Origin of the sequence: Delftia sp. S65, from assembly GCF_016516495.1 — a bacterium.
Lineage (GTDB): Bacteria > Pseudomonadota > Gammaproteobacteria > Burkholderiales > Burkholderiaceae_C > Comamonas > Comamonas acidovorans.
On sequence record NZ_JACVUR010000006.1, the window covers coordinates 157,961 to 183,773 of the forward strand.

The window sequence follows — 25,813 nt, forward strand, 5'->3', positions numbered from 1 at the left end:
AAGCGTCCGCTGAAGGCGCTTTCGCACAGCCGCAAACCATAACCCATAACCGCAAGACCCCGGCGCCGCGGGGCCTGCCAGGGCCTACTGACCAGCCTTACTCGCCATCGCCCGGGCGCCCTGCCGTGTCCCAGGAAGCCGATGCACGCAGCAGCCGGTCCAGGTCGCGCTTGGCCTTGCCGGCATCGGCCATGCCCAGGCCTGCGGGCATGCGCATCATCCAGTGGCCCTGCGGGTCCACCACGTACAGGTGGTCCTGCAGCGCATGGCCGGGCGCCGGCTGCAGCCAGCCGCGCAGCACGGCCTCGGGCACGCGCAGCACCGTGGCCTGGGCCAGCGCGGGGCGCAGGTGCGCGGGCACGGGTGCGTCGTCGGAGATGAGCCAGACCCGGTCCAGCCGGTCCTTTTCGCGGCCCAGGGTTTCGCGCAGCTGGCGCTGCAGATAGAGATGGCTTTCGCAGGCGCTGCCGCAGGCACCGCCCGCCACGCTGAGAAGCAGCCACTGGCCCTTGAGCGACTGCAGCGGCAGCGGCGCGCCGTCCAGCGTGGTGGCCGTGGCCGAAGGCAGGGCCGGCTGGGCCGCGATCAGTTCGCCAAAGCTGCGCTGCTGGCCAGGCCGCAGCACGTAGTAGGTGAAATAGGAGGCCACCACGGGCGCGGCGCAGACCGCGAACACGGCCAGCATCTTCCAGCGGCCGCTGCGCGTGCGCTGCGCGCCGGCAAGGGCCGGCTGCAAGGGTGGCAGGCCATGGACGGTCATCTCCAGGGGAGTCTCAGGAGCGGGCATGGCGCGGGCGGACAAAGCGTCGGACGATTTGGAACCAGACATACAAAAGCGTGATCAGGGCCGCAAGTCCAAACCATTGGAACGCATAGCCATGGTGTTTCTCGACACCGGCCGTCACAACGGGCCAGTCGCGCCGCAGGCCTTCGCTGGCTTCGCCGGTCTGCAGCAGGCTCCATTCGCGCAGCGGCAGCCCGGAGGCCACGGCCCATTCGGCAATGTCCACATTCTGTCGGATGCGCGACTTTTGCCCATCAGGGTCTGCCCCTGCACGGCCGAATTCGTAGAGCCGGGACGGCGCGGCCTCCATGCGCCCCTCAACAGTCACCAGGCCTTCGGGCGTCTGCACCTCGGGCAAGGCCGTGCGGTCCAGAAAGTTGCGCGGCACCCAGCCGCGCTGCACGGCAATCACCACATCCTCATGCGGCGCGGCCAGCCGCAGCGGCGTCAGCACAAAGAAGCCCGGCTGGCCCTGCATCTGGCGGTTGTCCAGGTACAGTGACTGCCCGGCAATCCAGTGGCCCTGCAGTCGCACGGGCCGGTGCAGCCAGGGCGCCGCCTCGGTGTTCAGGGCAGCACCGGGCTGCATGGGCGCCAGCTGCGCGTTGTCCAACGGCGGCAGGCCCTGCTGGCGCTGCACGGCATCGAACAATTGCTGCTTGTAGGCCGCGCGCTGCAGTTGCCAGCGGCCCAGGGACAGTGTGATGGCCACGCCGATCAGCGCGGCCAAGGTGATCAGTACAAACCGCCAGCGGTCTGGCATTCTGGAAACACGCACCGGATAATCCACCCATGAAATTCGTGATCGTTCTCGCCCTGCTGGCCATTGTCGCCAGTCTGGGCAGCGCCTTGTTCTTCATGATGCGCCGCAATCCCGAAGACCAGGAGGGTGCGGGCGACGACAGGCGCCGCAGCCGCGCCATGTTCCGCGCACTGGCGCTGCGCGTGGGCCTGTCCATCGCGCTGTTCCTGTGCGTGCTGCTGGCGGCCAAGCTGGGCTACATCCATCCCACGGGCTGGACCGCCGGGCAATAGACAAGCCCCCTGCCCCCGCAAACAAAAAGAAGCGCCCAGGCGCTTCTTTTTGCATGGGGCGGGCAGACCCTCACATCCAGTACACAAGGACGTAGAGGAACAGCCAGACCACGTCCACGAAGTGCCAGTACCAGGCCGCGCCCTCAAAGCCGAAATGCCGCTCGGACGTGAAGTGCCCCGCATGCAGGCGCATGGTGATGAAGAACAGCATCAGCATGCCCACGAAGACGTGGAAGCCGTGGAATCCTGTGAGCAGGAAGAAGGTCGAGCCGAACACGCCCGAGGACAGCTTGAGGTTCAGCTCGGTGTACAGGTGGTAGTACTCGTAGCCCTGCACGCACAGGAAGACGAAGCCCAGGACCACCGTCATCCACATGAAGGCGATGGTGCGGGCGCGGTGGCCGGCCTGCAGCGCATGGTGGGCAATGGTCAGCGTCACGCCCGAGGTCAGCAGCAGCGCCGTGTTGATGGTGGGCAGCCAGAACGGGCCCACGGTCTGGAAGGGCTCGACGCTGTTGGCCGGCGAGGCCGTGGCGCCGGCCGCCATGCTGGGCCAGACGGCCTTGAAGTCGGGCCACAGCAAAGCGTTGTCCAGGCTGCCCAGCGCGGGCACCGAATGCGAGCGCGCCCACCACAGGGCGGTGAAGAAGGCGCCGAAGAACATCACCTCGGAGAAGATGAACCAGCTCATGCTCCAGCGGAAGGACAGATCGATCTTGCGCCCGTACTTGCCCGACTCGCTTTCATGCGCGGCTTCCCGGAACCAGAAAAAGAGCACGGCCAGCCACCAGACCAGGCCAAGGCCCAGGCTGTACATGCCCCATTCATGCCCATTGATCCAGTTGCCCGCGCCCAGAATCACGAAGAACAGCCCCGCCGCCGCCATGACGGGGTGGCTGGACTCGGCCGGCACGTAGTAGTAAGGCGTTTTGCCGTGGGTGGTTGCACTCATTGCTCAGCTCCTGAAATTCTTGGTTCTCGGTTTCCCGTCTATCACTCTCTGTCCCCGATGGCCGCGCCGCTCAGACCACGAGCTTGACCAGCGCGATCAATCCCAGCACCAGCACGAAGATGGCCGCCAGCCCCACTGCAATCACATGCAGCGGCGTGATGCGCTCCCCGTCCTGCTGGTACTCGCTTCCCCTGCGCACGCCGAAGAGCGACCAGGCCACGGCGCGCACCGTGCGCCACACGCTGGGCGGGCGGCGCGGCTCCCGTGGCTGCGGCGCATTCATGAGGCGGGCTCCTGCTTCGGCCCTGCCGCCACCGGCGCCTCGCCCGTGGGTGCGGCCGGCGTCCTGCCGCCCACCTCGAAGAAGGTATAGGACAGCGTGATCGTGGTCACATCCTTGGAGATGCGCGGATCGATCACGAAGGCCACCGGCCACTCGCGCTTTTCCCCGGGCTCCAGCGTGTACTGCGAAAAGCAAAAGCACTCCAGCTTGTTGAAATGCGCGGCCGCCTGGCGTGGCGCATAGCTCGGTATCGCCTGGGCCGCCATGCGGCGGTCCTGCACATTCTGGAACTCGTACATGACCGTGGCCAGCTCGCCCGGATGGACCTGGATGGAGCGCTGCGCCGGCTTGAAGTCCCAGGGCCCGCGCGCATTGGCGTCGAACTCCACGGTGATGGTGCGGCTCTTGTCCACCTGCGAGTTGGCGGGCAGCTTCACATCGCGCCCGGCCGTGCCGTTGCCCGGCACCTGGCGCTCGGACAGCGACAGGATGTTGATGCCCGTGAGCTCGCAGATGTGCTTGTAGATGGGAATCAGCACGTAGCCGAAGGCAAACATGCCCAGCGCCACCACGGCCAGCTTGCCCACCATCTTCGCGTTTTCACTGCGCACGCTCACGGACGTCCCTCCTGTTGCCTGCCCTCAATGGAGCACGGTGATCTTGATCACGAAGCCGGCCAGAAAGACCAGCGCCACCGATACCAGGATCAGCGCCAGCCTCAGGTTGGCTTTTCGTTGCTGTGCGTCCATGTGCATCTCCCTCGGGGCTTGCATCAACCGATGATGCGGGTGGCGGTGGCATCGAGCTTGGGCGGCGTCTCGAAGGTATGGAACGGCGCCGGCGAAGGCACTTCCCACTCCAGGCCCTCGGCGGCCTCCCAGGGCTTTTGCGGCGCCTTCTCGCCCTTGCCGCGCATGGCGGGCACGACGACGAAGAGGAAGAAATACACCTGCATCAGGCCGAAGCCCAGCGCGCCCAGCGAGGCCACCATGTTGAAGTCGGCGAACTGCATGGGGTAGTCGGCATAGCGGCGCGGCATGCCGGCCAGGCCCAGGAAGTGCATGGGGAAGAAGGTGACGTTGAAGAAGATCAGCGAGCCCCAGAAGTGGATCTGGCCGCGCGTCTCCGAATACATCACGCCGGTCCACTTGGGGGCCCAGTAGTAGTAGGCCGCGAACATGGAGAACAGCGATCCGGCCACCAGCACGTAGTGGAAGTGGGCCACCACGTAGTAGGTGTCCTGCAGCTGGATGTCGATGGGCGCCATCGACAGGATCAGGCCCGTGAAGCCGCCCATGGTGAACACGAAGATGAAGCCCACCGAGAACAGCATGGGCGTCTCGAAGGTCATGGAGCCGCGCCACATGGTGGCCACCCAGTTGAAGATCTTCACGGCCGTGGGCACCGAGATCAGCATGGTGGCGTACATGAAGAACAGCTGGCCCGTGACGGGCATGCCGGTGGTGAACATGTGGTGCGCCCACACGATGAAGGACAGGATGGCGATGGACGAGGTCGCATACACCATGGAGGCATAGCCGAACAGCTTCTTGCGGCTGAAGGCCGGCACGATCTGGCTGATGATGCCGAAGGCCGGCAAGATCATGATGTAGACCTCGGGGTGGCCGAAGAACCAGAAGATGTGCTGGTACATCACTGGGTCGCCGCCGCCTGCGGGGTTGAAGAAGCTGGTGCCGAAATGGCGGTCCGTCAGCGTCATGGTGATGGCGCCGGCCAGCACGGGCATGACGGCGATCAGCAGGTAGGCAGTGATCAGCCAGGTCCAGGCGAACATGGGCATCTTCATCAGCGTCATGCCGGGCGCGCGCATGTTGAGCACGGTGACGATGATGTTGATGGCGCCCATGATGGAGCTGGCGCCCATGATGTGCATGGCCAGGATGGAGGTGTCCATGGACGGGCCCATCTGCAGCGTCAGCGGCGCATACAACGTCCAGCCCGCGGCCGGAGCGCCGCCGGGCATGAAGAACGAGCCCACCAGCATCAGGCCGGCCGGGATCAGCAGCCAGAAGCTGAAGTTGTTCATGCGCGCGAAGGCCATGTCGGAGGCGCCGATCTGCAGCGGCAGCATCCAGTTCGCAAAGCCCACGAACGCCGGCATGATGGCGCCGAACACCATGATCAGGCCGTGCATGGTGGTCAGCTGGTTGAATAGCTCGGGGTTGACGATCTGCAGCCCGGGCTGGAACAGCTCGGCGCGGATCAGCAGCGCCAGCACCCCGCCCACCATCAGCATGGTGAACGAGAACAGCAGGTACAGCGTGCCGATGTCCTTGTGGTTGGTGGCGAACATCCAGCGCCGCCAGCCCGTGGGCGTGGCGTGGTGGTGATGGTCGTCATGCCCGTGTCCATGCTCGTGCTCATGCGCATGTTCGTGGCCCTCGCCCGCAGGGCTGTGGATGGGGGGAAGTACGGCGCTCATGCTGTTATCTCCAATCGCTCATCTGTCTTGCGGGCTCACTGGCCGGGGAACTTGCCGGTGCGGGCGGCCACGAACTCGGCCGGCTGCACCAGCTGGCCGGTCTTGTTGGACCAGTGGTTCTTTGCAAAGGTGACCACGGCGGCCAGCTCGGTATCGCTCAGCTGTTTCCAGGCGGGCATGGCGCCGTTGGCACGGCCTTCCAGCACCACATGCATCATCTCGGCCGTGGGACCCAGGACGATGGGACTGCCGTCCAGCGGCTTGATGGGACCGGCGCCCTTGCCGTTGGCCTGGTGGCAGGCCGCGCAGTTGGCGGCATAGACCTTCTCGCCGCGTGCCATCAGGTCGGGCAGGCTCCAGACCTTGCTGGGGTCGTCCTTCTTGGCGGCGGCGATCTTCTTTTGCTCGTCCACCCAGGCCTTGTAGCCGTCGCTCGACAGCACCTTCACGTGGATGGGCATGTAGGCATGCTCCTTGCCGCACAGCTCGGCGCACTGGCCGTAGTAGTCGCCGGTCTTTTCGGCACGGAACCAGGTGTCGCGCACAAAGCCCGGGATCGCGTCCTGCTTGATGCCGAAGGACGGCACCATGAAAGAGTGGATCACGTCATTGGCCGTGGTGATGATGCGCACCTTGCGGTCCACGGGTACGACCAGCGGGTTGTCCACCTTGAGCAGGTAGTCGTTGGGTGCCTTGGAGACATCGCCGCTGTCGGACAGCGCGCGGTGGCTGCTGTCCAGCGTGGAGATGAAGCTCAGGCCCTCGCCTTCGCCGTTGATGTAGTCGTAGCCCCATTTCCACTGGTAGCCCGTGGCCTTGATGGTGACATCGGCATTGGTGGTGTCCTTCTGCGCCACCAGCACCTTGGTGGCCGGCAGCGCCATGAGCACGACGATGATGAACGGCACGATGGTCCAGACCACCTCGACCGTGGCCGATTCGTGGAAGTTCGCCGCCTTGGCACCGCGCGATTTGCGGTGCTTCCAGATCGAATAGAACATCACGGCGAACACGCCGATGAAGATCACCGTGCAGATGATCAGCATCATCCAGTGCAGGTAATGCTGCTCATGCGCGATGCGCGTGACCGCCGGATGAAGGTTGAGCTGATTGACGGCCGGGCCGCCTGGCAGATCTGTCGTCGCATGCGCAAGGGAGCCTCCCCCTGCCACACTCATCAAGCCCCAGAGAACCAGCTTGGTGGAAATGCTTTTCATAGTTTTCACTTACATCTAAGCCTCGGGTTATCCACTCGCTCCGCTGCGCCGGCGTGGGGGCCGCGCAGCCAGACCGTTCAACGCCTGCCCAAAGGGCAACTCCCGGCCTCAACTGTCCGAGCATGCATGAAAGCGCCGCAGATGTGCCTGCGCGCAATCACCAATAGCGTGCCAGCCGGCATCAACGGCAGCTCGGACGTGGGACCAGGATTCGGGCGTACAGCCATCCCCGCCTGCGCCTGCAGGCGCATGAATTCGGAGGACAGCAGCAAGGTGGACGGAAGAATGCGCGCACGCCGGCCATTCAGGGCATGTGTGCCATGGGGGCCGGGAGCGGATTGGAAAAAGGGGCGCATGCGGCCCGGCATGCGGCACAGAAGAGGGGACAGCAGGGACAGAAAGACCAGTGCCCGCTCCCAGAGGAAGAGGCACTGCTGCAGCCGGTGATGATCAAACTCGTGGGCAGGCCGCTCCTGGATGGGTCGGCCCGTTCTCGTTCCCGTGGCAAAACGAAACACCAAATCGTCTCCCCTTTCGGCCTGCGGACCGCTGGTCTTTTCCCGGCCCGGGAAAGCGAGCCCAGGGAAAAGCTGTTGTCTCTGTCAGCTCGGGAAAAGTGTAGACGTTTTTGTTTTCGATCAATGACCGGAAAGCGACATTGGGGCTATCGCAAACCCGTGTTGCGCGGCTGGCGCAGCATGCTGCGCATGTCCTCCAGAGATACGGCGCTGCTGGACTCCAGGCGCACGCGCGGCTGCGGCTTGTAGGCGTGGCCGTAGACGATCTCGAAGGTCAGCGCCAGCTGCCCGTCGGGGCCGGCCAGGCGCTCGCGCAGGGCATCGTGCAGGCGCTGCTGCCAGCGGCGGCCGCGCAGCGCGGCAAAGCGCTGCGGATGGAAGTTGCGGCCCAGCTCGCGCAGCTCCTGCAGCAGCCGCTCGGGCGTGGCAAAGGTCAGCGTGATGTGCTCCATGTCCATCACCGGCTCGCTGAAGCCTGCGTGCACCAGCATGTCGCCCCAGTCATGCATGTCGGTGAAGGCCTGGCCGGCGGGCGGCCAGCCGAGCTGGGCGTAGATGGCGTGCAGCTCGCGCAACGTATCGGGCCCCAGGCAGGAGAACATCACATAGCCGTCCACGGACAGCGCCTGATGCCAGCGCGTGATCAGCGCCTGCGGGTCGGCCTGCTGGTGCAGGGCCATGTTGGCCCACAGCATGTCCACGCCGGCAGGCTCGGGCTCGCCGAAGCGCGTGGCGCCTCCGGTCCAGCGCGCGGGCTGCCACCAGCGTGCGCCCAGCTGCTCGCGGGCTGCGGCCTCATGCAGCGGCGAGGCTTCATAGACCAGGCATTCGGACTGCGCATAGCGCTGGCGCAGCAGCGCATGGGCCTGCAGGCCGCCGCGCACGGGCTGCCAGTGGCACCAGCGCTGGGGCGGCTTGACGATCCAGTCCAGCCGCTCCTGCATGCGGCGCGCCACCTCCTCATGCAGCCACGGCGAGGCCGCAGGCGCGGCCTGCTGCCAGCGCAATGCGGCGGCCGGATCGATGGTGGGGGGCAATTCGTGGGACATGGCTGGGCGGGGAATCCGGGCTCCTCGAAAGACAGGCGCCCGGCCCCGGAGCAAAGGGGTGGCGGACGCGGCGCGAGTATATTGACTCCATGCCCAACCTGCCTGCGTCATGGCTTTCGCACTGGCATGCCGGCCTGCCCAGCCAGTGCGCCGTCTGCCGCCGCTGGCCGGCGCAGCGCCTGTGCCAGGACTGCCGCTTGCGCTGGGCCAGGCCGCTGCTGCGCTGCGGGCTTTGTGCCATGCCGCTGCCAGCGGGGCACGGCGCCAGCGGCGGCCAGCAGGTCTGCGGCGCCTGCCTGGTCAAGCCTCCGCCACTGACGCACTGCCTTGCCGCGCTGGACTACGCCTATCCCTGGCACACGGTGATCGGCGACTTCAAATTCCGGGGAGACACCGGCCTGGCACGCAGCCTGGCCGCCCTGCTGCTGGAGCAGCACGGGGCCCGCGAGCAGCTGGAGCAATGCGATCTGCTGCTGCCCATGCCCCTGTCTGCCCAGCGCCTGCGCGAACGCGGCTTTCACCAGGCCCTGGTGCTGGCCCGTGCGCTGTCCGGCCCATCCACCCGCGGCAAGCTGCGGCACCAGGCCGTGCAGCGCGCCCACACGGCACAGGCCCAGCACGACCTGCCGCGCGCCCTGCGCCTGCGCCAGCTGCGCGGGGTCTTTGCGGTGCCGCCGGCGCAACTGCCCCATGTGCGCGGCCGCAAGGTCCTGCTGATCGACGATGTGATGACCACAGGTGCCAGCCTGCATGCGCTGGCCACCTGCCTGCGCCGCGCAGGCGCGGCCGAGGTCAGCGCCCTGGTGCTGGCGCGCACGCCCTGATCGTGGGGGTTCGGGGCCCGGGGGCATAGGCCGCCGCGAGACAATACGGGCCATGTTCCATATCGTTCTCGTCGCGCCGGAGATCCCGCCCAATACCGGCAATGTGATCCGTCTGGCCGCCAACACCGGCTGCAGCCTGCACCTGATCGAGCCGCTGGGCTTTTCCATGGAAGACCGCCTGATGCGCCGCGCCGGCCTCGACTACCACGAGTACGCGCCCGTGCGCCGCCATGCCGACTGGCAGGCCTTCCTGCAGGACTGCCAGCCGGAGCGCCAGCGCATGTTCGCCATGACCACGCACAGCAGCAGCCCCGCCCACGCCATCGGTTTCCAGCCCGGCGACTGGCTGGTGTTCGGCTCCGAAAGCAAGGGCCTGCCCGCCGAGGTGCGCGAGCAGTTCCCGCCGCAGCAGCGCCTGCGCCTGCCCATGCTGCCGCAGCAGCGCAGCCTGAACCTGTCCAATGCCGTGGCCGTGACCGTGTTCGAAGCCTGGCGCCAGCAGCAATTCGTGGGCGCTGCCCTGGCCGAGGGAGCAGCCGGCGCGGCCTGAGCGATCGGCCGGACCAGGCGGAAAGTTCCCGGCCGATTGTTTCAACAGCTGAAAAAGCGCATTGCCAATCCAAGGGTTTTTCCCGATTCCAAGCCGTCCTACATTTGAGTCATGGGCTCTACGTTACCAAGCGATTTCCGCGAAGAACGCCCTGTCCCAGAAACAAAACAAAGGACTTGAATCATGAAGAACACCCGCCGTTTTGCCGTCCTGGCCGCCCTCTCCATCTCCGCCATCGCCGCCCAGGCTGCCGGCTTCGACTATGCCGACAACAGCAGCTACCCGCCCGAAGTGAAGACCCAAAGCACGCTGACACGTGCCCAGGTCATGGCCGACCTCAAGGCCGCCCAGGCCAATGGCACCATGCCCTCCGTCGCAGAAGGCTACCTGCCCATCCAGAACACTGCCACCGCCACCGTGAGCCGCGATGAAGTGCGCCGCGAAGCCGCCGCCGCCGAGCGTTCGGGCCAGCTGAACTTCGGCGCCTGAGCCTCAGCCCCCCGCAACCGCTGCCACCACGCAGCCAGCCCGCAGGTGCCCCCTGCGGGCTTTTTTTCATCGCCGGGCCGCCCCAAGACGAAAAGCGCCCCTTGGGGGGCAGCGGACCTTGCGTAGCAAGGGTCGCGTGGGGGTCAGTTTTGCTTCAGGCCTTGGCGCCGTAGTTGCGGGCCACGGACTCGGCCACGCAGGCGGGCTTGTCCGCGCCTTCGCGCTCCACGGTCACCAGCCAGGTCATCTGCAGGCCACCGGGCTCGATGGGCTCGGCGGCCTGCAGCGTCAGGCGCGCACGCAGGCGGCTGCCCACGGGCACGGGAGAGGTGAAGCGCACGCGGTTGAGGCCGTAGTTCACGCCCATTTGCGCGCCTTCGATGTGAAAGCAGTTCTGGAAAAACTGGGGGATCAGCGACAGCGTCAGAAAGCCGTGCGCAATCGGCGCGCCGAAGGGGCCCTTGGACGCGCGCTCGGGGTCCACATGGATCCATTGCTGGTCGCCCGTGGCATCGGCGAACAGCTGCACCTGCTGCTGGGTGATGGTGATCCAGTCGCTGACGGCGACTTCCTGCCCCACGCAGGCACGCACTTCGGAATAGGAATGGAAGGTTTTCATGCCCCAAATGGTAGGGGCCGGTGCCGCGCGCTCCATGTCGGGCGCGCGACAGGCTAGGGTTAGTCCAGGGTGGATGTCACCTGGACGCGCGCTGAACAAAGAACAGGCCTGTGCCCACGGCCATCAGCAGCGCACCGAAGACCCGGTTCTGGCTGCGCACCGCACGCGCGCTGCGCATGAAGCCGCGCAGCGCGCTGGCGCTGGCCGCATAGCCGTGCATGACCATGGTGTCCACGGCCAGCATGGTGGCGGCCAGGATCAGCAACTGCAGCCACAGCGGGCGGCTGGTGGTCATGAACTGGGGCAGCACGGCCACCATGAAGATGATGCCCTTGGGATTGGTGGCATTGGTCAGGAAGCCCGTGAGCACGCGGCGGCGCACGCTGAGCTCGGGCATGGATTCCTGGGTGGCCAGGGGTGCGGCACCCGAGCGCCATTGGCTGATGCCCAGGTAGATCAGATAGCAGGCGCCGACGATCTTCACGGCGTTGAACGCCCATTCGGAGGCCAGCAGCAGCGAGCCCACGCCCGCGCCGGCGATCAGCAAGATGGTCAGCAGCCCCAGCTGCAGCCCGAAGATGGTGGCGCTGCTCTTGCGCACGCCATACGACAGGCCATGGCTCATGGACAGCACGGCGCCCGAGCCCGGGGAGACCGCAATGATCCAGCAGGCCACAAAGTAGGCGATCCAAGTATGCCAATCCATGCCAAACACCTTAAAAATACGGAGCAGGCCGCATCTTAAAACCGTGCAGCCGATATGACGCACTGCCGCGGCAAAGCCGGATGGGGCGGTGAAGCATTCGGTGGCATTTTTCATCGCCGGGCCGCCCCAAGATGAAAACGGCCCCCTCGGGGGGCGCCCGGCCAGGGGCAGCGGACCTTGCGCAGCAAGGGGAGCGTGGGGGGCATTTTCAACCCTGTCAGGAAGCTGACCCGGCTGTGAGAGTGACACAATCAATTGCCCCAGGGTAAACACCAACTCCAAGATCCCGAGCTCCCATGGAACACAGCGCCCCCATCTGGCTGACCTACGGCTTTCTCTATCTCACCGCCGCCGTGCTGGCCGTGCCCATTGCGCGTGCCCTGGGCCTGGGCGCCATCATTGGCTACCTGGGTGCCGGCATTGCCATGGGCCCCTGGGGACTGTCGCTTGTCAGCAATGTGGATGACATTCTTCATTTCGCCGAGTTCGGCGTGGTGCTGATGCTCTTCGTGATCGGGCTGGAGCTGCAGCCCAGCCGCCTGTGGGAGCTGCGCCGGCCCATCCTGGGATGGGGGCTGGCGCAGATGCTGGCCTGCACGGGCGTGCTGTTCCTGGCGGCCTGGGCCTTCGGCTTTTCCTGGCGCGTGAGCCTGATCGCGGGCATGGGCCTGGCCCTGTCGTCCACGGCCATCTGCCTGCAGGTCATGGCCGAGCGCAACCTCATGCGCACGCCCAGCGGCCAGGCCAGCTTCTCCATCCTGCTGTTCCAGGACGTGGCCGCCATTCCCATCCTGGCGCTGATCCCCATCCTGGGCGCGGTCAAGGCCGCCAATGCCACGCACACCGACAGCCACCTGTGGCTGCAGGTGCTCAAGACCGTGGGCACCATCGCCGCCGTGGTGGTGGGCGGCCGCCTGCTGCTGCGCCCCCTGCTGCGCTGGATCGCGCGCAGCCGCACGCCCGAGATCTTCACGGCCACCTCGCTGCTGCTGGTGGTGGGCATTGCCATGCTGATGGTGCAGGTGGGCCTGTCCATGGCGCTGGGCGCCTTCCTGGCCGGCGTGCTGCTGGCCGACAGCGAGTACCGCAGCGAGCTGGAGACCAACATCGAGCCCTTCAAGGGCCTGCTGCTGGGCCTGTTCTTCATGGCCGTGGGCATGAGCATCGACTTCGGCGTGCTGCTGCGCGCGCCCTGGGCCATGGCGGCCATGGTGCTGGGCTTTCTGGCGCTCAAGGGCGCCGTGCTCTACACCCTGGCCCGCGTGCTGAAGCTGCCCTGGCGCGAGCGCCCGGTGTTCGCCCTGCTGCTGGCCCAGGGCGGGGAGTTCGCCTTCGTGGTGTTCCAGACGGCGGCGCAGTACAAGGTGTTCCACCACAGCATCTCGTCCATGCTGGTGGCCGCCGTGGCCCTGTCCATGCTGATCGGCCCGCTGGTGCTGGTGCTGATGGACAAGCTGCTGCTCAAGCGCTTTGCCGACATGAAGGATTGCCAGGTCGACGGCGCGGGCCAGACTGCCAGGCCCCATGAAATATCGGAGCCGCAGGACGCGCAAATCATCATTGCGGGCTTTGGCCGCTACGGCCAGATCGTGGCACGCGTGCTGCTGACCCAGGGCGTGCCGGCCACCATCCTCGACCACAGCGTGGAGATGCTGGAAGTGGCCCACACCTTCGGCTACCGCGTGTTCTTCGGCGATGCCACGCGCATGGACCTGCTGCGCATTGCCGGCGCGGACAAGGCGCGGGTGCTGGTCATCGCCGTGGACTCTTCCGAGCAATCGCTGAAGATCGCCGCCCGCGTGCGCAAGCGCTTTCCGCACCTGGAGATCGTGGCCCGCGCGCGCGACATGGCCCACTGGTACCAGTTGCGCGACCTGGGCGTGCACCATGTCGAGCGCGAAGTCTTCGAGTCCAGCCTGGTGTCGGCGCGCACCGTGCTGGAACTCGCTGGCCACAGCCCTGCCGAGGCCCAGCGCACCACCACGCGCTTTCGGGAGCACAACCTGGAGCTGATCGAGCGCATGTACCCCCACCACAAGGACCAGGCCCAGCTCATTGCCGTGGCCAAGCAGGGCCGCCAGCAGCTGGTCGAGCAGATGGCCAAGGAGCGGCAGGAGGCCCAGGCGCAGCAGGAGAAGGACCAGGCGCCGCAGGAAGCCCCGCCGCCGCCCGGCCCCTGAAAACCGGGCCTCAGGCCGCGCCCAGCGCCCGCACCATGTGGTCCACGAACTGCGCCAGCTTGGGCAGCTGGCGGCGGTCCGGCAGATAGACCAGGTGCACCGGTCGCGGCAGTGGCACGCAGTCCTGCAGCACGGGCACCAGACGGCCCGCGGCCATGTCGGCGGCCAGCAGCACCTCGGGCTGCAGGATCAGGCCCAGGCCGCGCAGCGCCGCATGGCGCAGCCCGTCGCCGCTGTTGCAGCGCAGGCGGGCGTCTTCGGGCCACTGCACCGAACCCGAGCCGTCGCCGCGCAGAATCCATTCCGAGCGGCGCTGCCAGACCGCGTAGCTCAGGCAGTCATGGCGCGCCAGATCGTCCACGCCACGCGGATGCCCGCGCCGCCGCAGGTACGAGGGCGCCGCCGCAATCACCATGCGATAGGGCTGCAGCGGCCGCGCCACCAGGCCTTCGCCGCCCACGGGGCCGATGCGCACGGCCACGTCGATGTTCTCGCCCACCAGGTCGGCCATGCTGTCGCTCAGTTGCAGGTCCACGCGCACCAGCGGATTGGCCAGCTGGTAGTCGGCCACCAGCGGCGCGATCACATGGTTGCCCAGCGTGGTCGGCGCGCTGATGCGCAGCAGGCCCTGCGGGGCACTGCGGCTGCGCTCCACGGCAGACTCGGCCCAGCGCAACTGCTCGAAGACCTGGCGGCTGTCCTCGTAGAAGCTGCGCCCCACCTCGGTCAGGCTGTGGCGCCGCGTGGTGCGCTGCAGCAGGCGCGCGCCCAGATGGGTTTCCAGTTGCTGCACATGCTTGCCCACCATCACGGCCGAGATGTCCAGGCGCCGCGCGGCCTGGGCAAAGCTGCCGTCCTCGACCACGGCCATGAAGACCTCCATATTGCGCAGCTTGTCCATGGATTGCTAACCAATGCTTAGTAGTACAAAAATATTTCGCTACTTTATGGCATGAGCGATTTGCAAAACACTGGAGGCCTGTTCACTCCTTCCGAAAGAAAACCGCATGAAGATCCTGCTCATCGGTGCCACCGGCACCATCGGCCGCGCTGTCCACGCCCTGCTGGCCCCGCGCCATGAGATCGTCACCGTGGGCCGCAACAGCGGCGACCTGCGCGCCGACTTCACGCAGCCCGAAACGCTGCAGAAAATGTTCGAAGCCGCCGGCCAGGTGGACGCCATCGTCAGCACGGCCGGCAAACTGCACTTCGGCCCGCTGTCCGAGATGACGGCCGAGCAGTTCAACTCCGGCCTGCAGGACAAGCTGCTGGGCCAGGTGCGGCTCGCCCTGCTGGGACAGCGCTGGCTGCGCGACGGCGGCTCCATCACGCTGACCAGCGGCGTCGCCGCCACCGAGCCCATCCGCCACGGCGCCAATGCATCGACGGTGAATGCCGCCCTCCACGGCTTCGTCACCGGCGCCGCGGTCGAACTGCAGCGCGGCCTGCGCATCAATGCCGTGAGCCCCACCCTGCTGACCGAATCGGCCCAGGCCTATGGCTCGGTCTTCCCCGGCTTCGAGACCGTGCCCGCCGCGCGCGTGGCCCTGGCCTACCAGCGCAGCGTGGAAGGCGCACAGACCGGCAGGGTCTTCGAAGTGCTCTGATCCCTGTCTTGCGGCGGGCCCTCGGCAAAGTCCTTGCGTGCCCGCCCAAAAAGGCTGCGTGCTACGCTGCGCGCCACCATGTTCAACCCCACCCAAGCCGATGTGCGGCGCTTTTTCTGCGGCGTGCGCACCAAGATGCTGAACGGCGCGCCGATGGAGGCCATAGAGACGCTGGCCAGCCTCTGGATTGCCGAGCATCCCGAGTATTTCGATGACCTCGCCGACGTGGACGCCGCCCTGCTGCGCGACTACGACGCCACGCCCGGCGTGACCAATCCTTTCCTGCACCTGTCCATGCACCTGTCCATCAGCGAGCAGTGCAGCATCGACCAGCCGCGCGGCATACGCCAGGCCGTGGAGCTGCTCAGCCGCCGCCTGGACTCGTTGCACGACGCCCACCACGCCACCATGGAATGCCTGGGGCAGATGCTCTGGGAAAGCCAGCGCTCGGGCCGCCCCCCGGATGGAGAGGCCTACATTGCCGCCGTGCAGCGCCGCGCCACCAGCGACGGCGCCAAGGCCACGGGCGGCGCATAGTCCCGGCCGTTCAGCGCCTCAAGACAAAGCCCGAAACAAAGCCCGAAAAAAGCCCGCAGTTGCGGGCTTTTGCTTTGGAGGAAAGGCGCGACCTACTGCGATTTCTGGCCAAGGCGGAAATGGGGCTGGGGCAGGGTCTGCAGCTCGCCATCGAGGCTGCCGATGTAGTTGGCCAGCGCCTTGAGTTCGCTGTTGGTGAACTGCTTGGCAATGCCGGCCATCACGCCGTTGCTGCGGCCGATGTGGGGGTTGCCTTCGGTCTTGTAGGACTTGAGGGCAGAGTACAGATAGTCCGCATACTGGCCCGCCACCTTCGGATAGCTGGGGTCGATGGGCTTGGAAAAACCCTGGCCGTGGCAGGAGACGCAGGCCCCTTTTTGCAGCAGCGCGGCAACCTGGGTGCTGGGCTCGCGGACCTTGGCGTCGGCGGCCTTGGCCACGCCATGCTCGGCGTAGTACGCGGCCACGTCGGCCATGTCCTGCTCGGTCAGCGGATCGGCGATGCCGCGCATGGTGGGGTGCTTGCGCTCGCCCTTCTGGTAGGCCTGCAGCGCGGCCACGATGTAGGGTGCGCCCTGTCCTGAAATCTTGGGGACCTTGTACACCTCGGGGAAGCTGGCCTGGTAGCCCTGGATGCCATGGCAGCCAATGCACATGGCGATCTTCCCCTCCCCTGCCTTTGCGTCACCTTTGCTTTGCTGGGCCTGTGCCACAGGGGTCACAGATGCGACAGTCAGCGCCAATACCGTGGTCAAAGTTTTTATCATTTTGCGCGCACAATCCTTCAAGAGTTCTGACGGATGCCTACTGCTGAGCGGGTAGCGCGAACGATTATGGCAGTCACCGTCAAGCGTCCCCATCAATACTTACGCTGATACCGCCCATGAAATTTCAAGGTTCCGAGAACTACGTCGCCACCCAGGATTTGATGCTCGCGGTGAATGCCGCAGCCACCTTGCAGCGCCCGCTGCTGGTCAAGGGAGAGCCCGGCACGGGCAAGACCATGCTGGCCGAGGAAGTGGCCGCAGCGCTGGACATGCCGCTGCTGCAGTGGCACATCAAGTCCACCACCAAGGCCCAGCAGGGCCTGTATGAATACGACGCCGTCAGCCGCCTGCGCGACTCGCAGCTGTCCGACATCGACGGCGGCGAGCGCGTCAAGGACATCCACAACTACATCATCAAGGGCGTGCTGTGGCAGGCCTTCACGGCAGACCGGCCCGTGGCCCTGCTGATCGACGAGATCGACAAGGCCGACATCGAATTCCCGAACGACCTGCTGCGCGAGATCGACCGCATGGAGTTCTACTGCTACGAGACGCGCGAGATGATCCGCGCCAAGCACCGGCCGCTGGTGTTCATCACCTCCAACAACGAAAAGGAGCTGCCCGACGCCTTCCTGCGCCGCTGCTTCTTCCACTACATCAAGTTCCCCGACGCCGACACCATGCGCCAGATCGTGGCCGTGCACTTCCCCAAGCTGCAGGGCGAGCTGCTGACCGCCGCGATGAAGGTGTTCTACGACGTGCGCAACCTGCCCGGCCTCAAGAAGAAGCCCTCCACCAGCGAGCTGATCGACTGGCTCAAGCTGCTGGTGGCCGAGGACATTCCCGTGGAGTCGCTGCAGACCGCCGAGGGCAAGGTCGCCGTGCCGCCGCTGGTGGGCGCCCTGCTCAAGAACGAGCAGGATGTGAGCCTGTTCGAGAAGCTGGTCTTCATGAACCAGCGCAACCGCTGAGGCCTGCGCCCATGCCCCATCCAGAACACACCAACGACACGGGCGTGCCGGCCCTCACCGGCCAGGTGACGACCATTCCCGTGGCCGGCGCGGTGGCGCACCAGGGCTTTGTGCGACCCGTGGTCATGCGCTTCAACGGCGTGCGGCTGGAGCCCCTGGCCCTCGCCCATGAAGCCGGGCTGCGCGAGGCCGTGCAGGACGGCCAGCTGTGGCGCATCCGCGTGACCTCGGCGCCCGAGCCCGGTGATGTGCGCGCCTATATCGAAGCCGCCCTGGAGCAGCGCAGCCTGGGCAAGCGCTTCGCCTTTGCCGTGCTGGACGACGACAGCGGCAAGGTGCTGGGCACCAGCAGCTACCACGACATCCTGCCCGAGGTGCGCCGCGTGGAGATCGGCTACACCTGGTACGCGCGCAGCGTGCAGCGCACCCATGTCAACACCTCGGCCAAGCTCATGCTCATGGGCCACGCGTTCGACACACTGTCCTGCCATGTGGTGGGCTGGCGCACGGACTGCTTCAACTTCGCCAGCCAGCGCGCCATCGAGCGCCTGGGCGCGAAGAAGGACGGCGTGATCCGCGGCCACGCGCTGCGCCGCGACGGCACCATCCGCGACACCGTGATGTACAGCCTGCGCAGCGGCGAATGGCCCGAGTCGCGCGCCCAGCTGCTGGACCAGTTGCAGCGCCATTCGGACGGCAGCACCGCCGTGGCGCGCACATGAGGGCGCGTACGCCGGGCCCTCGGGAGATGCCATGCTGATCGACTTCTTCTACACCATGCGCGCGGCCAAGCTGCCCGTCTCGGTCAAGGAGTTCCTGACCCTGCTGGAGGCACTGCAGGCCGGCGTGGTCGGCCCCAAGAGCGACGACGCCTGGAGCCTGGACGACTTCTACCACCTGGGCCGCACCGTGCTGGTCAAGGACGAGAAGCACTACGACAAGTACGACCGCGCCTTCGCCGCCTACTTCAAGGGCGTGGAGATGGTGGCCGACCTCACGCGCGAAATTCCCCAGGACTGGCTGAAGAAGCTGCTGGAGCGCGAGCTCTCGCCCGAGGAAAAGGCCGCCATCGAGGCCATGGGCTGGGACGAGCTGATGGAGACGCTCAAGAAGCGGCTCGAAGAGCAAAAGGAGCGGCACGAAGGCGGCAACAAATGGATAGGCACGGGCGGCACCAGCCCCTTCGGCCACGGCGGCTACAACCCGGCCGGCGTGCGCATCGGCGGGCCGGGCCGCAACAAGAGCGCCGTCAAGGTCTGGGAGCAGCGCGCCTACCGCGACTACGACGACACGCAGGAGCTGGGCACGCGCAACATCAAGGTCGCGCTGCGCCGGCTGCGCAAGTTCGCCCGCGAAGGCGGCGAGCTGGAGCTGGACCTGCCCGACACCATCCGCAGCACGGCCGCCAACGCGGGCTACCTGGACATCAAGATGATCCCGGAGCGCCACAACAACGTGAAGGTGCTGCTGCTCATGGACGTGGGCGGCACCATGGACGAGCACGTGCAACGCGTGGAAGAGCTGTTCTCCGCCGTCAAGAGCGAGTTCAAGCACCTGGAGTTCTACTACTTCCACAACTGCGTCTACGACTTCATGTGGAAGAACAACCGCCGCCGCTTCGCCGAGAAGTTTCCGACCTGGGACATCATCCGCAAGTACAACAAGGACTACAAGCTGATCTTCGTGGGCGACGCCACCATGAGCCCCTACGAGATCCTGCAGCCCGGCGGCAGCGTGGAGTACATGAACGAAGAGCCCGGCGCCGAATGGCTGCAGCGCCTGACGCATGCCTTCCCGCGCTTTGCCTGGATCAACCCCGAGCCGCCCGGCGTCTGGCAGTACCGCCAGAGCATCAGCATCATCCAGCAGCTCACGGGCAACCGCATGTACCCTTTGACACTCAAAGGTCTGGAAGACGCCATGCGCCTGCTGTCAAAATAGGCCGATGCCCAAGCTCCCCCCCGCGACAGCGCCGGCCCGAGGGCCGGCGTTTTTGTTTCTGTTGAGTGCAGCCCTGATGCTCGGCGGCTGCAGCCTCCTGCCGTCCAAGAATGATGACAAGGACACGGACCCGTCGCTGATTGCAGCGACCGGCGACCCGGCCTTCTCGCTCGTCGTCGATGCGCCCAAGGAAGTGCGCGAGCTGCTGGAAAAGCACCTCGAACTGCGCCGCTACCGCTACCAGAGCGATCTGCAGCGGCGCGAACTCACGCGGCTGCTGGGCGCCACCGACGCCAACGTGCGCGACCTGATCGGCACGCTGGGCTACTTCAGCCCCACGGTCACGGTGGAGATCAAGGAAACGCCCGAATCCGAAGAGGCCCCGCTGCAGGTCACCGTCAAGGTGGACCCGGGCGAGCCCGCCACCATTGCGCGCAGCCAGGTGCGCTTTGCGGGCGTCAATGCCGATGATCCCGACGGCGCCTCCCAGCGCGCCACCATCGAAGAGGACTGGCCGCTGCAGCCCGGCCAGCGCTTCAGCCAGGCCAACTGGAGCCAGGCCAAGAGCCAGGGCCTGCGCACGCTGCAGTCGCGCCGTTACCCGCTGGCGCGCATCGACTCCAGCCTGGCCGACATCGACGCCGACACGCATGAGGCCGATGTCAGCGTGGCCTATGCACCCGGCCCGGCCTACACCTTCGGCCCGCTGCGCATCGAAGGCGCCCAGCGCTACGACCCCGTGGGCACGGCCCGCATCGCACGCCTGCCCGAGGGCGAGGAATACGACCAGACCGCCCTGGTCGACGCCCAGCTGCGCCTGGCCAGCAGCGGCTACTACGACTCCGTCTTCCTCACGCTGGCCAACGTGCCCCAGCAGGGAGAAAGCGCCGCCGAGGATGAGGAGGCCCTCAAGCGCAAGGGCGCCCAGGTCACCACGCCCGTCATCGCCCAGGTGCGCGAGGCCCAGATGCAGAAATGGGTCTTCGGCGTGGGCATGAGCACCGACACCGGCCCGCGCCTGAGCGTGGACCACATCCACAACCGCCTGCCCTGGCTGGGCTGGCGTGCCGTCACGCGCATGCGCTTCGACCGCAAGAACCCGCTGATCTCCACGCAGTGGACCGCCCTGCCCGATGAAACCCTGTGGCGCTGGTTCACCACGGCCAAGGCCGAGCGCGCGCCCTCGGGCGACTTCGATGTCAACAGCCTGCAGCTGCGCGCCGGCCGCACCAAGTCCGAAGACCACATCGACCGCAACTACTACCTGCAGTACGACTACGCCAAGACCCAGGGCGAGGGCGCGCCGCCGTCCAGCTCGTCGGTCACGGCCAACTACGGCTGGACCGGGCGCTACTTCGACAGCACGCTGGCGCCCTCCTCGGGCTTCGGCTTCGCCTGGGAAGTCGGCGCGGGCACCACGCTCACGCCCCAGCGCACGCCGTTCGGCCGCGTCTCCGGCCGCTGGCTCAGCCTGATTCCCATCGGCGAGGTCGACCCCGAGACCAAGCGCCGCAGCCGCCTGGCGCTGCGCGCCTCGGGCGGTGCCTTGCTGGCCCGCAAGGATGCCGACCTGCCCGTCACCCAGCTGTTCATCACCGGCGGCGACAACACCGTTCGCGGCTATGGCTACCAGAGCATCGGTGCGCGCACCGACAGCGGCAAGGTCATCGGCGGGCGCTACATGGCCGTGGGCAGCATCGAATGGCAGCGGCCCATCGTCATCAAGGGCAACACGCAGGACTGGGAGCACGCCGTCTTCCTGGACGCCGGCACCGTGGGCGATGCGCCCGACTCCATGTACATGCGCGTGGGCGTGGGCACCGGCCTGCGCTGGCGCAGCCCCGTGGGCCCCGTGCAGGCCGACATCGCCTGGGGCGCCCAGGAAAAACAGCTGCGCCTGCACCTGCGCCTGGGCTTCAACTTCTGACCATGGTGGATTCCCGCTTGAATACCCCTGCCTCCTCCGCCGCGCCAGATCAAAGCCCCCAGGCGTCCCCTCCCCCGCCTGCGCCCGCGCCCCGGCGCCGCCGCCGCTGGCTGCGTGCCCTGCTCTGGTTCTTCCTGGCCCTGGTCCTGCTGCTGGCCGCCCTGCTGGGTTCCGCCTGGTGGTGGAGCGGCCGTGCCGATTCGCTGGCCTACACCCTGCAGCGCGTGGCCGGCTGGCTGCCCGCAGGCCAGAGCCTGCAGGCCAAGGAAGTCACCGGCACCGTGCGCCAGGGCGGGCGCATCGGCTGGCTGCAATGGCAAAGCCCCACCATGAAGGTGGAGCTGCGCGACGCCACCATCGGCTGGCAATTGCGCCCCCTGCTGTCGCGCACCGTGCGCCTGGGCGAAGTGCGCATCGCCGAGCTGAACATTGCCAGCACGCCCGACCCCGAGGACAAGAAACCCGTCGAGCCACTGCAGCAGCTCGTGCTGCCCGTGAAGATCGACGTGCCCTTCCATGTGGAGCGCATCGTCTGGCAAGGCCCGCCCCAGGCCGAGGTACTGGGCCTGCAAGGCCACTACGTCTATGACGGCAGCGAGCACCAGCTGGACGTGCGCGACCTGCAATGGGCCGATGGCAACTACCAGGCCAGGCTGCGCCTGCAGGCCCGTGCGCCCATGGCCATCCAGGCCGAGCTGCAGGGCGACCTGCAGGCGCCGGCCCTGGCTTCGGACGACGAGGCCTCCACGGCCAAGGCCCCCAAACCTGCACCGCTGGCCGTGCAGGCCAAGGCACAGATCGACGGCACCCTGGCCACCGCCGCTGCGCAACTGGGCATCAAGCTCCAGGTTGATGCCAAGCCCGGGACGGTGTCCGAGGAAACGCCCGCCCCTCCCGCCGTACAGAAATCCGCCAAGGCCGATGGCAAGAACGGCAAGGCCAGGGAGCGCAAGGAAGCCGCCCCCGTGTCCGAACCCATGCATGCGGACATCGAGGCCAGCATCCGGCCCTGGCAGCCCCAGCCGCTGCAGACCGCGCGCGCCCAGCTCAGCCAGATCGACATCGCCGCCTTCTGGCCCCAGGGACCGCGCACACGCATCAGCGGCGAATTGCAGGCCGGGCCGGATGGCAAGGCAGCTGATGCAGCCCAGGCACCAGCCACGACACCAGGCACAGCACCCGCCACGGAACAGGCATCGGACCAGGCACCAGGCTCGGCCATCGCCACCACCGCCTGGCAGCTGACGACACGCCTGAACAACGCCATGCCTGGCCCCTGGGACCGCCAGCGCCTGCCGCTGGACCAGATCGAGGCCGCGGTGCGCTATGACGGCCAGCAGTGGCTGCTGGAGCAGGCGCAGATCGCCATAGGCTCGGGCAGCATCGACGCCCAGGGCCGCTTCGAGCCCGCCACCAAGGTCTTCGAAGGCCAGGCCAAGGTCCAGCGCCTGGACCCCGCCGCGCTCTACAGCATCCTGGAAGCCGCACCGCTGCAGGGCGAGCTGCGCGCCAGCACCACGGCCGAGCAGCAGGTGGACTTCAGCGTGGACATCCAGGCCGCAGCCGCGCCCGCGGGCGGCAAGCGCCAGCCCCTGCGCATCGAGAAACTCGCCACCAAGGGCCGCTGGGCCCAGCCCGTGCTGTCGCTGGAGAACCTGCAGCTTGATGCGCTGCAGGCCTCGGTGCGCAGCCGCAGCCTGCAGTTCGACACCGAACAGCAAAAACTGCAGACCGTGCTGAAGGCCGAGCTGCCCGGCGCCGAGTTCTCGCTGGACGGCCACATCAGCCCCGCCGCAGGCCAGGGCAGCAGCCAGCTCAAGCTGTCGTCACTCACCGCCCTCACGCAATGGCTGCGCAAGCTGCCCGGCATGAAGGACCCGCTGGCCGGCGCCCTGATCGAAGGTCAGGCCCAGCTGGACGCCAGCTGGCGCGGCGGATGGGGCGCACTGCAAAAGCGCATGAAGGCCGCCGTGGGCGACCCGCTTCCCGCCAGCGGCCTGCAACTGCAGGCCGACCTGCAGGCCGCCAAGCTGCGCTACCTGCCCGCCAACACGCCGCCCGAGCAGGCGCTGGAGCTGCCCGAGCTGCGCCTGGCCCTCAAGGGCTCGCCCGAGCAGGCCAGCCTGACCCTCACCGGCCAGGCGAAGCGTGGCACGCAGACCGCGCAGATCGACACGGCCCTGCAGGCAGGCCTTGCCACGGCGCGCGGTGCCGCGCCCCTGGACTGGCAGGCCAGCATTGACAGGCTGCAGGCACGGCTGAATCCGGGCCAGGACCTGCCCGGCCCCTGGCAGTTGCAACTGGCAGGCAAGCAGCCCGTGCAGATCGCCCAGCGCACCACGGGCCGTACCGTACTGTCCACCACGTTCACGGCGTCGGCCGGCAGCCTGCAGGTCACGCCGCCCACGCTGGCCCAGCGCCGCGCCAATGCCGAGGCGCCGCAGCCCGTGCTGCTGGCCTGGGACGACACCCGCGCCACCCAGGGCGGCGACGGCCGCTGGGCCCTGCGCAGCACCGGCCGCGCCCAGGCCCTGCCGCTGGCCTGGGTCGATGCCCTGTCCATGGCCGAGGAGCCCCCGCTGGCCGCCATGGGCCTGAGCGGCGACCTGAGCTTCAACGCCCGCTGGGACCTGGACACCACCGGCCCCGCGCTCAAGGCCGAACTGCTGGTCGAGCGTGCCGCGGGCGACCTGCGCCTGGCCGTGGAAGACGGCTCGGGCACCACCGTCATCCACACCACCGGCCCGCGCTCCAGCAAGCCCGGCGAAGTGCGCACGCATACCGTGCGCGGCGCCGGCATGCGCGCCCACATCAAGCAAGCCCGCCTGAGCGTGCGTGCCCAGGGCGACGACGTGCAGGCCAAGCTCGATTGGGACAGCGAACGCGCCGGCACCCTGACCGCCCAGCTGGGCACGCGCCTGGCCCAGCAGGACGGCACCTGGACCTGGCCCGAGAAGGCCCCGCTGTCCGGCCAGATCGACGCCCGCATGCCCGACATCGGCATCTGGGCGCTGTTCGCCCCGCCCGGCTGGCGCGTCACCGGCTCGCTGCAGGCCAAGGCCGAGATCAGCGGCGACCGCCAGAACCCGCAGTGGCAGGGCAATCTCTCGGCCGACGGCCTGAGCATCCTGTCCGCGCTGGACGGCATCGACCTGCAAAACGGCGTGCTGCGCGCCCGCCTGCAAGGCAACCGGCTGGACCTGACCGAACTGCGCATGCAGGGCGGGCGCGGCAGCAATGCGCGCATCCTGGGCTACAGCGGCAACCTCACCACGGCCCCGCGCGAAGGCGGCGAACTCACAGGCTCGGGCTTCGTGCGCTGGGATCCGCCCAATGCCGATGGCAGCAACTCCGGCCTGAGCATGGACCTGCGCGCCCAGGCCACCAGGCTGCAGGTGCTGGTGCGCGCGGACCGCCAGGTCAGCATCTCCGGCGGCCTGCAGGCCAAGCTGGAGCAAGGCCAGTTCACGTTGCGCGGCGACCTCACTACCGACCGCGCCACCATCATCCTGCCCGAGGAATCCGCCCCCTCGCTGGACTCCGACGTGGTCGTGCACTCGGCCGCCTCGCGCAAGGCCGAGCAGGAAGCGGCGCGCAAACAGCAGCAGGCCGACCGCAAGGCCCAGGCCCGCGCGGAAACCATCAAGCTGCCCGACATCCTCGTCAAGCTCGACCTGGGCCGCGACTTCGCGCTGCAGGGCTACGGCATCACCACCCGCCTGGAAGGCGCGCTGGAAGTGCAAGGCCCCACCGTGGCGGGCGGCCCGCCGCGCATTACCGGCGAGATCCGCACCGTGCAGGGCCGCTACCGCGCCTGGGGCCAGTCGCTGGACGTGGAGACCGGCCTCATCCGCTTCAACGGCCCCTACGCCAACCCCTCGCTGGACATCCTGGCGCTGCGCCCGAACATCGCCGTGCGCGCAGGCGTGCAGGTGCAGGGCACGGCCAACGCCCCGCGCGTGCGCCTGTACTCCGACCCCGAAATGCCCGATGCCGAAAAGCTCTCCTGGGTGGTCATGGGCCGTGACCCCGCCACGGGCGGCGCCGAAAGCGCCCTGCTCCAGCAGGCCGCGCTGTCCCTGCTCAGCGGCGGGCGCAACAACAGCGGCAAGATCGCCAGCAACCTGGGCCTGGACGAAATCGGCTTCAAGGGACCGGGCGGCGAAGGCTCCACCGGCGCCGCCCTCACCCTGGGCAAGCGCCTGTCCAGCGATCTCTACGTCACCTACGAGCAAAGCCTCTCGGGGGCCATGGGCACGCTGTACATCTTCTACGACCTCTCGCGCCGCCTCACCCTGCGCGGCCAGACCGGGGAAACCAGCGCGCTGGACCTCATCTACACCGTGCGCAAGGACTGACGCCCCAGCGCCCCGCATGCCGCCCTCCCGGCGGTGCGCGGGGCGGGTCCGGCGTG

25 protein-coding genes are annotated in these 25,813 nt (G+C 67.5%); 12 read left to right on the forward strand and 13 right to left on the reverse strand.

The features are described 5' to 3' along the window. Positions 1–97: 97 nt before the first annotated feature. Both IAE24_RS08220 and IAE24_RS08225 read right to left on the reverse strand, forming a co-directional pair. Positions 98–787, reverse strand: coding sequence for an SCO family protein (locus tag IAE24_RS08220; protein ID WP_043783264.1), 690 nt, complete (start codon positions 785–787; stop codon positions 98–100). Beyond that, complete coding sequence (locus tag IAE24_RS08225) at positions 774–1,547, reverse strand: SURF1 family protein (RefSeq protein ID WP_012203609.1); 774 nt, start codon at positions 1,545–1,547, stop codon at positions 774–776. Before IAE24_RS08225 ends, IAE24_RS08220 begins: the two co-directional genes overlap by 14 nt. Before the next feature lie 29 nt (positions 1,548–1,576). On the opposite strand from IAE24_RS08225, the gene IAE24_RS08230 reads away from it, so the two are divergent. Then, the gene (locus IAE24_RS08230) at positions 1,577–1,819 is read left to right on the forward strand and encodes a twin transmembrane helix small protein (RefSeq protein WP_088166203.1); all 243 of its coding nucleotides are present in this window, start codon (positions 1,577–1,579) and stop codon (positions 1,817–1,819) included. Between the two features lie 70 nt (positions 1,820–1,889). Here the strand turns inward: IAE24_RS08230 and IAE24_RS08235 are convergent, their stop codons facing one another. The 7 genes from IAE24_RS08235 to IAE24_RS08260 form a co-directional block, all read right to left on the reverse strand. After that, positions 1,890–2,771, reverse strand: a complete 882-nt coding sequence (locus tag IAE24_RS08235; RefSeq protein ID WP_012203607.1) for a cytochrome c oxidase subunit 3 — start codon at positions 2,769–2,771, stop codon at positions 1,890–1,892. A gap of 70 nt (positions 2,772–2,841) precedes the next feature. Further along, complete coding sequence (locus IAE24_RS08240; RefSeq protein WP_013803984.1) at positions 2,842–3,054, reverse strand: DUF2970 domain-containing protein; 213 nt, start codon at positions 3,052–3,054, stop codon at positions 2,842–2,844. Next, positions 3,051–3,671: a cytochrome c oxidase assembly protein gene (locus IAE24_RS08245; RefSeq protein WP_013803985.1), complete on the reverse strand. Its 621-nt coding sequence runs from the start codon at positions 3,669–3,671 to the stop codon at positions 3,051–3,053. Before IAE24_RS08245 ends, IAE24_RS08240 begins: the two co-directional genes overlap by 4 nt. A 24-nt stretch (positions 3,672–3,695) precedes the next feature. Further along, positions 3,696–3,803, reverse strand: coding sequence for a cytochrome oxidase small assembly protein (locus IAE24_RS30235; protein ID WP_012203604.1), 108 nt, complete (start codon positions 3,801–3,803; stop codon positions 3,696–3,698). Positions 3,804–3,826: 23 nt separating this feature from the next. Next, positions 3,827–5,497, reverse strand: coding sequence for a cytochrome c oxidase subunit I (gene ctaD / locus IAE24_RS08250; RefSeq protein WP_012203603.1), 1,671 nt, complete (start codon positions 5,495–5,497; stop codon positions 3,827–3,829). A 35-nt stretch (positions 5,498–5,532) separates the two neighbouring features. Continuing rightward, entirely contained in the window at positions 5,533–6,714 is a 1,182-nt protein-coding gene (gene coxB, locus IAE24_RS08255; RefSeq protein ID WP_013803986.1) for a cytochrome c oxidase subunit II, read from the reverse strand. 664 nt (positions 6,715–7,378) lie between these two features. Beyond that, the gene (locus tag IAE24_RS08260) at positions 7,379–8,281 is read right to left on the reverse strand and encodes a class I SAM-dependent methyltransferase (RefSeq protein WP_012203600.1); all 903 of its coding nucleotides are present in this window, start codon (positions 8,279–8,281) and stop codon (positions 7,379–7,381) included. 89 nt (positions 8,282–8,370) lie between these two features. Here IAE24_RS08260 and IAE24_RS08265 point away from each other — a divergent pair, with 89 nt between their 5' ends. The 3 genes from IAE24_RS08265 (at position 8,371) to IAE24_RS08275 (ending at position 10,144) form a co-directional block, all read left to right on the forward strand. Beyond that, positions 8,371–9,105, forward strand: a complete 735-nt coding sequence (locus IAE24_RS08265; protein WP_199960170.1) for a phosphoribosyltransferase family protein — start codon at positions 8,371–8,373, stop codon at positions 9,103–9,105. 52 nt (positions 9,106–9,157) lie between these two features. Then, the gene (trmL, locus tag IAE24_RS08270; protein ID WP_199960171.1) at positions 9,158–9,655 is read left to right on the forward strand and encodes a tRNA (uridine(34)/cytosine(34)/5-carboxymethylaminomethyluridine(34)-2'-O)-methyltransferase TrmL; all 498 of its coding nucleotides are present in this window, start codon (positions 9,158–9,160) and stop codon (positions 9,653–9,655) included. A 183-nt stretch (positions 9,656–9,838) separates the two neighbouring features. Continuing rightward, complete coding sequence (locus IAE24_RS08275) at positions 9,839–10,144, forward strand: DUF4148 domain-containing protein (protein ID WP_013803990.1); 306 nt, start codon at positions 9,839–9,841, stop codon at positions 10,142–10,144. Positions 10,145–10,298: 154 nt separating this feature from the next. On the opposite strand, the gene IAE24_RS08280 is transcribed toward IAE24_RS08275, so the two are convergent. Together IAE24_RS08280 and IAE24_RS08285 are read right to left on the reverse strand one after the other, a co-directional pair. Then, positions 10,299–10,763, reverse strand: a complete 465-nt coding sequence (locus IAE24_RS08280) for a MaoC family dehydratase (protein WP_034390662.1) — start codon at positions 10,761–10,763, stop codon at positions 10,299–10,301. Positions 10,764–10,839: 76 nt separating this feature from the next. Beyond that, entirely contained in the window at positions 10,840–11,469 is a 630-nt protein-coding gene (locus tag IAE24_RS08285) for a LysE family transporter (protein ID WP_012203595.1), read from the reverse strand. Between the two features lie 296 nt (positions 11,470–11,765). Here IAE24_RS08285 and kefC point away from each other — a divergent pair, with 296 nt between their 5' ends. Continuing rightward, the gene (kefC, locus tag IAE24_RS08290; protein ID WP_012203594.1) at positions 11,766–13,649 is read left to right on the forward strand and encodes a glutathione-regulated potassium-efflux system protein KefC; all 1,884 of its coding nucleotides are present in this window, start codon (positions 11,766–11,768) and stop codon (positions 13,647–13,649) included. A 10-nt stretch (positions 13,650–13,659) separates the two neighbouring features. Here the strand turns inward: kefC and IAE24_RS08295 are convergent, their stop codons facing one another. Next, positions 13,660–14,550 (reverse strand): LysR family transcriptional regulator, encoded by an 891-nt coding sequence (locus IAE24_RS08295; RefSeq protein WP_199960172.1) that lies wholly within the window; start codon positions 14,548–14,550, stop codon positions 13,660–13,662. A 106-nt stretch (positions 14,551–14,656) separates the two neighbouring features. On the opposite strand from IAE24_RS08295, the gene IAE24_RS08300 reads away from it, so the two are divergent. Further along, positions 14,657–15,256 carry a short chain dehydrogenase gene (locus IAE24_RS08300; RefSeq protein WP_012203592.1) on the forward strand — a complete coding sequence of 200 codons (600 nt, stop codon included), beginning with the start codon at positions 14,657–14,659 and terminating at the stop codon, positions 15,254–15,256. Between the two features lie 78 nt (positions 15,257–15,334). Further along, the gene (locus IAE24_RS08305; RefSeq protein WP_012203591.1) at positions 15,335–15,793 is read left to right on the forward strand and encodes a DUF1841 family protein; all 459 of its coding nucleotides are present in this window, start codon (positions 15,335–15,337) and stop codon (positions 15,791–15,793) included. A 92-nt stretch (positions 15,794–15,885) separates the two neighbouring features. Here IAE24_RS08305 and IAE24_RS08310 read toward each other — a convergent pair whose 3' ends face one another. Continuing rightward, complete coding sequence (locus tag IAE24_RS08310; protein WP_012203590.1) at positions 15,886–16,560, reverse strand: c-type cytochrome; 675 nt, start codon at positions 16,558–16,560, stop codon at positions 15,886–15,888. Positions 16,561–16,676: 116 nt separating this feature from the next. On the opposite strand from IAE24_RS08310, the gene IAE24_RS08315 reads away from it, so the two are divergent. From IAE24_RS08315 to IAE24_RS08335, 5 genes are read left to right on the forward strand one after another with little or no spacing between them, the layout of a single operon-like run. Beyond that, on the forward strand, positions 16,677–17,531 hold the full coding sequence (locus tag IAE24_RS08315) for an AAA family ATPase (protein ID WP_012203589.1): 855 nt from the start codon (positions 16,677–16,679) through the stop codon (positions 17,529–17,531). Positions 17,532–17,542: 11 nt separating this feature from the next. After that, on the forward strand, positions 17,543–18,253 hold the full coding sequence (locus IAE24_RS08320; protein ID WP_013803995.1) for a GNAT family N-acetyltransferase: 711 nt from the start codon (positions 17,543–17,545) through the stop codon (positions 18,251–18,253). A 31-nt stretch (positions 18,254–18,284) separates the two neighbouring features. Continuing rightward, positions 18,285–19,472 (forward strand): vWA domain-containing protein, encoded by a 1,188-nt coding sequence (locus IAE24_RS08325; protein WP_012203587.1) that lies wholly within the window; start codon positions 18,285–18,287, stop codon positions 19,470–19,472. Positions 19,473–19,476: 4 nt separating this feature from the next. Further along, entirely contained in the window at positions 19,477–21,399 is a 1,923-nt protein-coding gene (locus IAE24_RS08330) for an autotransporter assembly complex protein TamA (RefSeq protein ID WP_170962082.1), read from the forward strand. 2 nt (positions 21,400–21,401) lie between these two features. After that, positions 21,402–25,757, forward strand: coding sequence for a translocation/assembly module TamB domain-containing protein (locus IAE24_RS08335; protein WP_199960173.1), 4,356 nt, complete (start codon positions 21,402–21,404; stop codon positions 25,755–25,757). Positions 25,758–25,813: the final 56 nt, after the last annotated feature.

What these genes read in the sequence shown, in the direction of transcription:
- IAE24_RS08310 (WP_012203590.1), bottom strand. Translation starts at nt 16,560, where the DNA reads ATGATAAAAACTTTGACCACGGTATTGGCGCTGACTGTCGCATCTGTG.
- IAE24_RS08260 (WP_012203600.1), bottom strand. Translation starts at nt 8,281, where the DNA reads ATGTCCCACGAATTGCCCCCCACCATCGATCCGGCCGCCGCATTGCGC.
- IAE24_RS08220 (WP_043783264.1), bottom strand. Translation starts at nt 787, where the DNA reads ATGCCCGCTCCTGAGACTCCCCTGGAGATGACCGTCCATGGCCTGCCA.
- IAE24_RS08295 (WP_199960172.1), bottom strand. Translation starts at nt 14,550, where the DNA reads ATGGACAAGCTGCGCAATATGGAGGTCTTCATGGCCGTGGTCGAGGAC.
- IAE24_RS08315 (WP_012203589.1), top strand. Translation starts at nt 16,677, where the DNA reads ATGAAATTTCAAGGTTCCGAGAACTACGTCGCCACCCAGGATTTGATG.
- IAE24_RS08265 (WP_199960170.1), top strand. Translation starts at nt 8,371, where the DNA reads ATGCCCAACCTGCCTGCGTCATGGCTTTCGCACTGGCATGCCGGCCTG.
- kefC (WP_012203594.1), top strand. Translation starts at nt 11,766, where the DNA reads ATGGAACACAGCGCCCCCATCTGGCTGACCTACGGCTTTCTCTATCTC.
- IAE24_RS08280 (WP_034390662.1), bottom strand. Translation starts at nt 10,763, where the DNA reads ATGAAAACCTTCCATTCCTATTCCGAAGTGCGTGCCTGCGTGGGGCAG.
- IAE24_RS08285 (WP_012203595.1), bottom strand. Translation starts at nt 11,469, where the DNA reads ATGGATTGGCATACTTGGATCGCCTACTTTGTGGCCTGCTGGATCATT.
- IAE24_RS08320 (WP_013803995.1), top strand. Translation starts at nt 17,543, where the DNA reads ATGCCCCATCCAGAACACACCAACGACACGGGCGTGCCGGCCCTCACC.
- IAE24_RS08300 (WP_012203592.1), top strand. Translation starts at nt 14,657, where the DNA reads ATGAAGATCCTGCTCATCGGTGCCACCGGCACCATCGGCCGCGCTGTC.
- IAE24_RS08335 (WP_199960173.1), top strand. Translation starts at nt 21,402, where the DNA reads ATGGTGGATTCCCGCTTGAATACCCCTGCCTCCTCCGCCGCGCCAGAT.
- IAE24_RS30235 (WP_012203604.1), bottom strand. Translation starts at nt 3,803, where the DNA reads ATGGACGCACAGCAACGAAAAGCCAACCTGAGGCTGGCGCTGATCCTG.
- IAE24_RS08275 (WP_013803990.1), top strand. Translation starts at nt 9,839, where the DNA reads ATGAAGAACACCCGCCGTTTTGCCGTCCTGGCCGCCCTCTCCATCTCC.
- IAE24_RS08230 (WP_088166203.1), top strand. Translation starts at nt 1,577, where the DNA reads ATGAAATTCGTGATCGTTCTCGCCCTGCTGGCCATTGTCGCCAGTCTG.
- ctaD (WP_012203603.1), bottom strand. Translation starts at nt 5,497, where the DNA reads ATGAGCGCCGTACTTCCCCCCATCCACAGCCCTGCGGGCGAGGGCCAC.
- IAE24_RS08235 (WP_012203607.1), bottom strand. Translation starts at nt 2,771, where the DNA reads ATGAGTGCAACCACCCACGGCAAAACGCCTTACTACTACGTGCCGGCC.
- IAE24_RS08240 (WP_013803984.1), bottom strand. Translation starts at nt 3,054, where the DNA reads ATGAATGCGCCGCAGCCACGGGAGCCGCGCCGCCCGCCCAGCGTGTGG.
- IAE24_RS08305 (WP_012203591.1), top strand. Translation starts at nt 15,335, where the DNA reads ATGTTCAACCCCACCCAAGCCGATGTGCGGCGCTTTTTCTGCGGCGTG.
- IAE24_RS08330 (WP_170962082.1), top strand. Translation starts at nt 19,477, where the DNA reads ATGCCCAAGCTCCCCCCCGCGACAGCGCCGGCCCGAGGGCCGGCGTTT.
- trmL (WP_199960171.1), top strand. Translation starts at nt 9,158, where the DNA reads ATGTTCCATATCGTTCTCGTCGCGCCGGAGATCCCGCCCAATACCGGC.
- IAE24_RS08325 (WP_012203587.1), top strand. Translation starts at nt 18,285, where the DNA reads ATGCTGATCGACTTCTTCTACACCATGCGCGCGGCCAAGCTGCCCGTC.
- IAE24_RS08225 (WP_012203609.1), bottom strand. Translation starts at nt 1,547, where the DNA reads ATGCCAGACCGCTGGCGGTTTGTACTGATCACCTTGGCCGCGCTGATC.
- coxB (WP_013803986.1), bottom strand. Translation starts at nt 6,714, where the DNA reads ATGAAAAGCATTTCCACCAAGCTGGTTCTCTGGGGCTTGATGAGTGTG.